This window comes from Rhodopseudomonas sp. AAP120, assembly GCF_001295845.1.
Classification (GTDB): Bacteria; Pseudomonadota; Alphaproteobacteria; order Rhizobiales; family Xanthobacteraceae; genus Rhodopseudomonas.
This window is the reverse complement of record NZ_LJIC01000115.1, coordinates 1-8,237: the sequence shown is the minus strand read 5'-3', so window position 1 is coordinate 8,237 and position 8,237 is coordinate 1. Positions and strand designations below refer to the sequence as shown.

The window sequence follows — 8,237 nt, the reverse complement described above, 5'->3', positions numbered from 1 at the left end:
GAGCCGGTACGGCTCGTAACGGCGATGCGGCGAGTGATCGGGCGAGCGCTCAGCGAGGGTTCGAACTTCGTCGCTGATTGGCGCCAGATGCGACGCCAGCGACAGCTCCGAGCCGAGCTCGTGCAACTCGTCGAGATAATAACGCAGCACCCGTGCGCTGTGCAGCCGCAGCGTGCCCTGCAGCACCTCCGCCGTGACGAAGGGATTGCCGTCGCGGTCGCCGCCGATCCAGCTGCCCATCCGCAGGAAGCTCGCCAGCTCCTCGCTGCTGCCGTCCTCGGTGGCGAGCTGGTCCTCCAGCGCGCCATACAGCCGCGGCACTTCGGACAGGAAGGTGTAGTCGTAGAACGACAGGCCGTTGGTGACCTCGTCGAGCACGTTGAGCTTGGTCCGGCGCAGCAAATTGGTCTTCCACAGCGTCAGCACGGCGCGGCGCAGCTGCTCCTCGTTCTGCGCCCATTCGTCGGCGGTGAGCTGGACGCGGTCGCGCTGATCGAGCAGCGCGGCGATCTCCATCTCGCGGTCCATCGTGCTCTTGCGCCGCACCTCGGTCGGGTGCGCGGTGAGCACCGGGCTGACCAGCGCGGTCTTGAAGAAGTCGCGTAGCTCGCGGGCGCCAATCCCCTCCTCGCGCGCATGCTTCAGTGTCTTGGCCAGCATGCCGGCACGCGGCGCCGAGCCGGCGGTCGAACCGGCGCGCATCTGGCGGATGTTGGTCTGGTCCTCAGCGATATTGGCGAGATGAGAGAAGTAGCTGAAGGCGCGGACGATCTTCACCGTGTCCGAAGCCGACATGCCGTCGAGGATGGCCTCAAGCTCGCGCCGCGCGGTCTTGTCTTCGTCGCGATGGAAGCGAATCGAGGTCTGGCGGATCAGTTCGACCAGATCGAACACTGCGGCGCCCTCCTGGTCGCGCACGGTGTCGCCGAGGATCCGGCCGAGCAGCCGGATGTCGTTGCGAAGCCGGATCTCCTCGTCGGTCAGCGCGCCGTCATCGGCGCGGTTCGGCAACGTGTCGGGCTCGGACGGCAGGGTGATGGACATCGCGCACTCCAGGCTTGCGATGTCCATCCTGACGGATTGTGCGCCGCACGCAAGATCAACCCGCGGGCGGGCTGTTCACCCAGCCGTCAGCGGCCGCCGAACAGCGGACGAACGTTATCGGATTTCGGCTCGCCGTCGTCCGCCGTCGATGCAGCCGGATCGCGCGGCGGCTCGGGGACTGTCGTCTCCGGCAACACCGGATCGATCACGGGTCCCGGCTCCGCGGTGTCGACGGTCGGCGGCGCGGCCGGCTTCGGCGGCAGCACCGGGTCGTGCAGCGACGGCCGCGGCGCGGGCGTCGTCCCAGGCGGATCGAACAGCGGCGGCTCGAACAGCGTGGTCTGTGCTACCGGCGCCGTGGGGGTCGCGGTCATGGGCGCGGATTCGGTTCGCGTCGGTGCTTCGTAAAGCGGATGCTCCGGTCCCACCGGCGACCGCGCACGCATCCAGACGAACGGCACGGCGATTGCGATCAGTACCGCAACCACCAGCACGATCAGCAACGCGGACTGCTGCAGCAGCGCCGCGGCGGGCACGCTGAGACCAAGCAGGAAGCCGACGACGCTGACCTTCCACGACCGGATGTGCAGGCCGGCGCTGAAGGTGCCGAGCGCCAGCAGCGTCAGAACGCTGAGCGCCGACGCCACGCCGGTGACGTTGCGCAGCACCTGCAGCGACATCAGCTGCATCGTCACCAATACGGCCGCCCAATGCAGCGCCTGTGAAATCACCAGATGGATGTGCTCGTCGCGGCCGACCACGTGTGGCCAACGCGCGATCACACAGATCAGCCCGAACAGCGGCGTGATCAGCACCCAGTAGAGACCGGTCGGATTGAAGCTGGTGTAGGCGACGCCACCGAGCGACAGCAGCAGCATCAGCACATAGGGCCAGTCCCGCAGCAGAAAGCCGCCGAACCCGGAATGCCATGTGCGTGCGGGGGGTTGTTCGTAATCGACGCCGGTCATGATCGAAGCTCCTGAAGCTGGCCTCACGGCTCGCGGTCGACAGACAGATCGAGGCGATGACGATCCTACCACACCCGCGCGGCCGGCGGAGGTTGCGCAGTCCGCGAGCCGCTCCACCCCGTGCGGCCTGCAGCCGCGGCATCGGCGAGCCGTTCGGGAGCAACAGCGGTCGGCGGTCCAGGTTCCAGCGCGGATCGTCGCGCAAACGAATAATCGCCTTCTCTTGTTGAATTGATAAAATCAATACGTTTGATTGATGAATAAAGCTGGCGCGGAATGCCCGGACCACAGGAGACGCGCCATGACCACGCCCGTGAACGCCCATGCTGATCATCACCGCCCAGCCCATTTTGTCCGCCACGTCACCGCCATCGCGCCGGGCCTGCTGCTCACCGCCGGGATCGCAGCAGCGGCGACCGGGCTGCATGCGCTGCCGGGCGCTGCCAACCTCAGCCCGATGCTGCTGGCGATCGTGATCGGCATCGTGGGCCATAACCTGATCGGCACACCGGCCTGGGCGCTGCCGGGCGTCAAGGTCAGTCTGCGCCGCGTGCTGCGCTTCGCCATCGTCCTGCTCGGCCTGCAGCTCACCACCGATCAGCTGATCGAAGTCGGCGGTGAAGGGCTGGCGATCATCGCCGCAACGCTGCTCGCCACCTTCAGCTTCACGGTCTGGCTCGGCCGCCGGCTCGGCGTCGACCGAAAGCTCGCGGAGTTGATCGCCGCCGGCACCTCGATCTGCGGCGCGTCGGCGATCATCGCCACCAACACCGTCACCCGCGCCGACGACGAGGACGTCGCCTACGGCGTCGCCTGTGTCACGGTGTTCGGCTCGGCCGCGATGATCGCGCTGCCGCTGCTCGCCGGCCCGCTCGGCCTCGACGCCCGCAGCTTCGGACTTTGGACCGGCGCCTCGATCCACGAGATCGCCCAGGTGGTCGCGGCGGCGTTCCAGGCGGGGCCGAAGGCTGGCGAGTTCGGCACCATCGCCAAGCTGTCGCGCGTCGCCATGCTGGCACCGCTGGTGATCGGCCTCGGCATGCTGACTAGCATCGGCCTCCGCCACCCAGCGGACAGCGCGGGCCATGCCGCCCCGCCGATGCCGTGGTTCGTGCTCGGCTTCGTCGCGATGATCGGCGTAAATCATGTCGTGGCGATCCCAAGCGGCGTGAAGAGTGAGATCGTCGCGCTCACCACCTTCCTACTGGCGATGGCGCTGGCGGCGATGGGGCTGGAAACCGATTTGCGCAAGCTGGCGGCGCGCGGGCTGCGCCCGGCCCTGCTCGGCCTGGCCGCCGCGCTGTTCGTCGCCAGCTTCTCGCTGGCCCTGATCAAGCTTACAGGATGGCACGGATGACACTGGAGCAACTCCGCATCTTCATCGCGGTCGCCGAGCAGCAACATATGACCCGCGCGGCCGGCGAGCTCAACCTGACGCAATCGGCCACCAGCGCGGCGATCGCCGCGCTGGAAGCGCGTTACGACGTCAAGCTGTTCGACCGCGTCGGACGCGGCATCGTGTTGACCGAGGCCGGACGTGATTTCCTCGGCGAAGCCCGCGCGGTGGTGAGCCGCGCCAAGGCAGCCGCGCAGGCGCTGGACGATCTCGCCGGGCTGAAGCGCGGCGCCTTATCACTCGCGGCAAGCCAGACGGTCGGCAATTATTGGCTGCCGCCGCGCCTGCTGACGTTTCAGCAGAGCTATCCGGGCGTCGCCTTGCAGGTGTCGATCGCCAATACCGAGCAGGTGGCCGACGCCGTGCACGACGGCCGCGCCGATGTCGGCGTGGTCGAAGGCGAAGTCGACGATCCGGCGCTGAGCGCGACGCGCATCGGCGGCGACACGCTGGCGATCGTGGTCGGATCGCGTCACCCCTGGGCGACGCAGTCGCGGATCGCTGCAAGCAAGCTCACCTCGACGGGCTGGGTGCTGCGCGAGCGCGGCTCGGGAACCCGTGCGCTGTTCGAAGCCGCGCTGAAGCGCTTCGATATCGCGCTCGCCGATCTGGACATCCGGCTCGAGCTGCCCTCCAACGAGGCGCTCCGCGCCGCGGTCGAGCAATCCGACTGCGCCACCGCGATCTCCGACCTCGTCGCCGCCCCCTCGCTCGCCGCCGGCACCCTGCACCGCGTCCGCCTCGACCTCCCGGGCCGCGCGTTCACTCTGCTGCGCCACAGGGAGCACACCGCGAGCAAGGCGGTGACGGCGATGATCGAGGCGTTGCGGAAGGAATGATGGAGGACTACCGACTAAGTACTCGACGCGCAGCAAACGTGCGAAATCACTCAGCGGCCTCACCCACCCGTCATGCCCGGGCTTGTCCCGGCCATGACGAAGTACTTCTTAATGAAGTCCGTCATTGCGAGCGAAGCGAAGCAATCCAGCCCGGTGCACTGAGCTGGATTGCTTCGTCGCTTCGCTCCTCGCAATGACGGAGAGGTTTGTGTTGCCATCAGCGGCAAAAGCCGCCCCTCAGATCGTCCGCCCCGCCTTCGCCCAATACGGATCGCGCAGGCGGCGTTTGAAGATCTTGCCGGAGTCTTCGCGCGGCAGTTCGGTCATGATCTGGATGTGCTTGGGCACCTTGTAGCCGGCCAGCGCGTGCTTGAGCTGGTCGCGGATGTAGGCTTCCTCCAGCGTTACGCCCGGCTGCGGCTCGAGCATCGCCATCAGCGACTCGCCGAACTCCGCATCCGGAATGCCGAACACCGCGCAGTCGTGCACGCCGGGGATGGCGTGGATCGCGGCTTCGATCTCGGCCGGATAGATGTTGACGCCGCCGGAGATCACCATGTCGCGCTTGCGGTCGCAGATGAACACGTAGCCGTCGGCGTCGATGTAGCCGACGTCGCCCGAGGTGATGAAGCCGTCGCGATCGATCTCGGCGCGCTTCTCCGGCTTGTTGTGGTAGGTGAAGTCCGGATTGCCGGCGATCCGCGAGAAGATCTCGCCGATTTCGCCTTGCGGCAGTTCCTTGCCGTCGTCGTCGATGAACTTGATCTCGGCGCCCGGCGCGATCTTGCCGACGGTGCCGGGTTTCTTCAGCGCGTCCTCGGAGCTGGCGAAGGTCACCGCGCCGGACTCGGTCGAGCCGTAGAACTCATAGATCACCGGCCCCCACCACTCGATCATCGCGCGCTTGACGTCGGCCGGGCACGGCGCCGCGGCGTGGATGACATGGCGCAGCGACGAGACGTCGTACTTCTTGCGCACCTCCTCCGGCAGCTTCATCAGCCGGATGAACATCGTCGGCACCATGAACACGGTGTCGATGCGATGGCGCTCGATCAGTTGCAGCAGCGTCTCCGGCTCGAACCGCGGCATCAGCACCAACAGGCCGCCGAGCCGACCGGCGCGGATGCCGAACGCGTTCGGCGCCGAGTGATACAGCGGGCCCGGACACAACACACGCGCGCCGGGCTTCAGCCCGTAAATCATCGCCCGCATCGCCTCGGCGTTCTTGGCCTGCTCCGAGGTCGGCGCGAAGCGCTTGACGCCCTTGGGATGGCCGGTGGTACCCGAGGTGTAGATCATGTTCTGCGGCTGCGGCAGTGCCGGACCGTCATACGGCTTCTGCTGCACCAGCCAGCCCTCAACATCGATTGCGGCCGCCGGTGCCACGCGATGCTCCGGTGCAACCTTGTAGTTGGCCAGAATCTCCGCTGGCGTCGCCACGCTCAGCATTGTGACGCCGGCAGGCAGCACCGAGGCCGCTTCGTGCAGCAGGTCGGCGTGGCCGATCAGCACGCGCGTGCCGGTGTCACCGAGCACGTAGGCGAGTTCGTCCTGTTTGAAATGCCAATTCACCGGCACCATGTAGGCGCCGACCGTCATCACCGCATAGGCGGCTTCGAGAAACGCCACGTCGTTGCGCATCAGCACGCAGACGCAGTCGCCCGGCTTGACGCCGAGCGCCTGCAGCCCGCCCGCCATCCGCGCCGCACGCGCATTGACCTCGTCGAAACTGCGGTGCCGCTCGCCGGACAGGATGCCGTGGAGGAGTTGGGTGTCAGTCATGGTTGAATTGTCCGCTTCTTAGTGTCGGTATCGGTGCGACGCACCGTTGATGCCTCACGGTGAGGAGCATCGCGCAGCGATGCGTCTCGAACCATGAGCTGGGAACACGGGTCTATCCCCGTCATTGCGAGCGAAGCGAAGCAATCCAGAGGCGCCGAGCACGCGGCTTGTGGATTGCTTCGTCGGCTTCGCCTCCTCGCAATGACGAGGCGGTGTTTGTTCGGACCTAGTCCGCGAAATTCGGCGCGCGCTTTTCCAGGTTGGCGCGGACCGCTTCGGTCTGGTTGGGCGAGCCGATCAGCTTCTGCTGTTCGACGCTTTCGGCCAGCAGCGCCGGGCCGGGATCGACCGACAGCGCGTTCATCATCCGCTTGGCGGCGCGGATCGCATCCGGATTCTTGCCGGCGATCTCGCGCGCCATCTCCAGCGCGGCCGCGCGCGGATCGTCGACAACCTTGGTAGCGAGGCCGAGGCTCACCGCCTCCTGCGCGCCGACGATGCGGCCGGTGTAGGTCAGCTCGCGCAACACGTCGTCGCGCAGCAGCGTCGCCAGGATCGGCGTGCCGGCCATGTCGGGCACCAGGCCCCATTTGATTTCCATGATCGACATCCGCGCGTCGGGCGCCATCAGCCGGATGTCGGCGCCGAGCGCGAGCTGACAGCCGCCGCCGAACGCCACGCCGTGCACTGCAGCAATCACCGGCACCGGCAGCATCCGCCAGCCCCACACCGCCTGCTGCGCCGCATTCGCCTGGCCGTGCGTGCGCTTGGTGAGATCGCGAAATTCGCCTCCCGGAATTCCGTTACCACCATTCTCCTTCATCGCGGCAAAACGCCCCATATCGAGGCCGGCACAGAACGCCTTACCCTCACCGGACAGCACCACGACGCGCACGCTCTTGTCCTTGGCGAGACGTTCGGTCGTCGCCACCAGCGCCTCGAACATCGCGGCATCGAGCGCATTCATCTTGTCGGCCCGCACCAGCCGGACGTCGGCAACGCCGTTCGTCAGCGATACCGATACGCGATCATTCATGGGGCGGTTTCCTCTGTTGTGATTGTGAGCGAATGCGGCGCTACAAAAAAGCGTTGTCCGAATTTAGTCAATCGCTTAATCAACAGAGACCTTCCACTTTTCCGGGCATCTGACATGTTCACCGATAAGCTTCTCGCAGGTCGTCGCATTCTGGTCACCGGCGGAGGCACCGGCCTCGGCAAGGCGATGGCGGCGCGCTTCCTCCAACTCGGCGCCGAAGTGCATATCTGCGGCCGCCGCAAGGGCGTGTGCGACGAGACCGCGACCGAACTGATGGATCAGTTCGGCGGCAAGGTGATGACGTACGGCGTCGACATTCGCGACGCCGCCGCGGTCGACCACATGATCGAGACGATCTGGGCGACCGGCCCGCTCACCGACCTGATCAACAATGCGGCCGGAAATTTCATCTCGCGGACGGAAGAGCTGTCGCCCCGCGGCTTCGACGCCGTCGCCAACATCGTGATGCACGGCACCTTCTATGTGACGCACGCGGTCGGCCGACGCTGGATCGAAGGCGGCCATCGCGGCAACGTGCTGTCGATCACCACCACCTGGGTGCGCAACGGCAGCCCCTATGTGGTGCCCTCGGCGATGAGCAAATCGGCGATCCATGCCATGACGATGTCGCTGGCCACCGAATGGGGCCGCTATGGCATCCGCCTCAACACCATTGCGCCCGGCGAAATTCCGACCGAGGGCATGAGCAAGCGCATCAAGCCGGGCGATGAAGCCGGCGCCCGTACCATCAAAATGAATCCGATGGGCCGCGTTGGAACCATGGAAGAGCTGCAGAACGTCGCCGTCTTTCTGATCTCCGGCGGCTGCGACTGGATCAACGGCGAAACCATCGCCATGGACGGCGCCCAGGGCCTGGCGATGGGCGGCAACTTCTATCAGCTCCGCGACTGGAGCAACGAGGATTGGGAGACCGCCAAGGCTTCGATCAAGGCGCAGAACGAAAAGGACCGCGCGAAGCGAGGGTAAACGTCCAACCGCCCGGTTAGTGGCGCGATCTAGGGATCGCACGTGGACACGAGCCAAGTATCCCTCCCCCTTGCGGGGAGGGTGGCCGGCCGTAAGGCCGGTCGGGTGGGGGTAAACCCCAAGCGCTGAGCTCGGGGACCCCCACCCCGGCCTCCGCTTCGCTCGGCCGACCCTCCCCGCAAGGG

7 protein-coding genes are annotated in these 8,237 nt (G+C 66.5%); 3 read left to right on the top strand and 4 right to left on the bottom strand.

What is annotated here, in order from left to right; all coding sequences use genetic code 11:
• Both IP86_RS18100 and IP86_RS18095 read right to left on the bottom strand, forming a co-directional pair.
• Window positions 1-1,044: phosphoenolpyruvate carboxylase (locus IP86_RS18100; protein ID WP_156332546.1), on the bottom strand; the 1,044-nt coding region annotated here is incomplete at its 3' end.
• A gap of 86 nt (window positions 1,045-1,130) precedes the next feature.
• Window positions 1,131-2,012 (bottom strand): hypothetical protein, encoded by an 882-nt coding sequence (locus IP86_RS18095; protein ID WP_054163826.1) that lies wholly within the window; start codon window positions 2,010-2,012, stop codon window positions 1,131-1,133.
• 301 nt (window positions 2,013-2,313) lie between these two features.
• Between IP86_RS18095 and IP86_RS18090 the strand changes: the two genes are divergently transcribed.
• Both IP86_RS18090 and IP86_RS18085 read left to right on the top strand, forming a co-directional pair.
• The gene (locus IP86_RS18090) at window positions 2,314-3,369 is read left to right on the top strand and encodes a YeiH family protein (protein ID WP_054163825.1); all 1,056 of its coding nucleotides are present in this window, start codon (window positions 2,314-2,316) and stop codon (window positions 3,367-3,369) included.
• The gene (locus IP86_RS18085; RefSeq protein WP_054163824.1) at window positions 3,366-4,247 is read left to right on the top strand and encodes a LysR family transcriptional regulator; all 882 of its coding nucleotides are present in this window, start codon (window positions 3,366-3,368) and stop codon (window positions 4,245-4,247) included. The genes IP86_RS18090 and IP86_RS18085 overlap by 4 nt, the downstream gene beginning before the upstream one ends.
• A 237-nt stretch (window positions 4,248-4,484) precedes the next feature.
• On the opposite strand, the gene IP86_RS18080 is transcribed toward IP86_RS18085, so the two are convergent.
• Together IP86_RS18080 and IP86_RS18075 are read right to left on the bottom strand one after the other, a co-directional pair.
• The gene (locus tag IP86_RS18080) at window positions 4,485-6,029 is read right to left on the bottom strand and encodes an acyl-CoA synthetase (protein ID WP_054163823.1); all 1,545 of its coding nucleotides are present in this window, start codon (window positions 6,027-6,029) and stop codon (window positions 4,485-4,487) included.
• Window positions 6,030-6,255: 226 nt separating this feature from the next.
• Entirely contained in the window at window positions 6,256-7,065 is an 810-nt protein-coding gene (locus tag IP86_RS18075; protein ID WP_054163822.1) for a crotonase/enoyl-CoA hydratase family protein, read from the bottom strand.
• 114 nt (window positions 7,066-7,179) lie between these two features.
• Here IP86_RS18075 and IP86_RS18070 point away from each other — a divergent pair, with 114 nt between their 5' ends.
• Window positions 7,180-8,052, top strand: coding sequence for an SDR family oxidoreductase (locus IP86_RS18070; RefSeq protein ID WP_054163821.1), 873 nt, complete (start codon window positions 7,180-7,182; stop codon window positions 8,050-8,052).
• Window positions 8,053-8,237: the final 185 nt, after the last annotated feature.

What these genes read in the sequence shown, in the direction of transcription:
- IP86_RS18070 (WP_054163821.1), top strand. Translation starts at nt 7,180, where the DNA reads ATGTTCACCGATAAGCTTCTCGCAGGTCGTCGCATTCTGGTCACCGGC.
- IP86_RS18075 (WP_054163822.1), bottom strand. Translation starts at nt 7,065, where the DNA reads ATGAATGATCGCGTATCGGTATCGCTGACGAACGGCGTTGCCGACGTC.
- IP86_RS18085 (WP_054163824.1), top strand. Translation starts at nt 3,366, where the DNA reads ATGACACTGGAGCAACTCCGCATCTTCATCGCGGTCGCCGAGCAGCAA.
- IP86_RS18095 (WP_054163826.1), bottom strand. Translation starts at nt 2,012, where the DNA reads ATGACCGGCGTCGATTACGAACAACCCCCCGCACGCACATGGCATTCC.
- IP86_RS18090 (WP_054163825.1), top strand. Translation starts at nt 2,314, where the DNA reads ATGACCACGCCCGTGAACGCCCATGCTGATCATCACCGCCCAGCCCAT.
- IP86_RS18080 (WP_054163823.1), bottom strand. Translation starts at nt 6,029, where the DNA reads ATGACTGACACCCAACTCCTCCACGGCATCCTGTCCGGCGAGCGGCAC.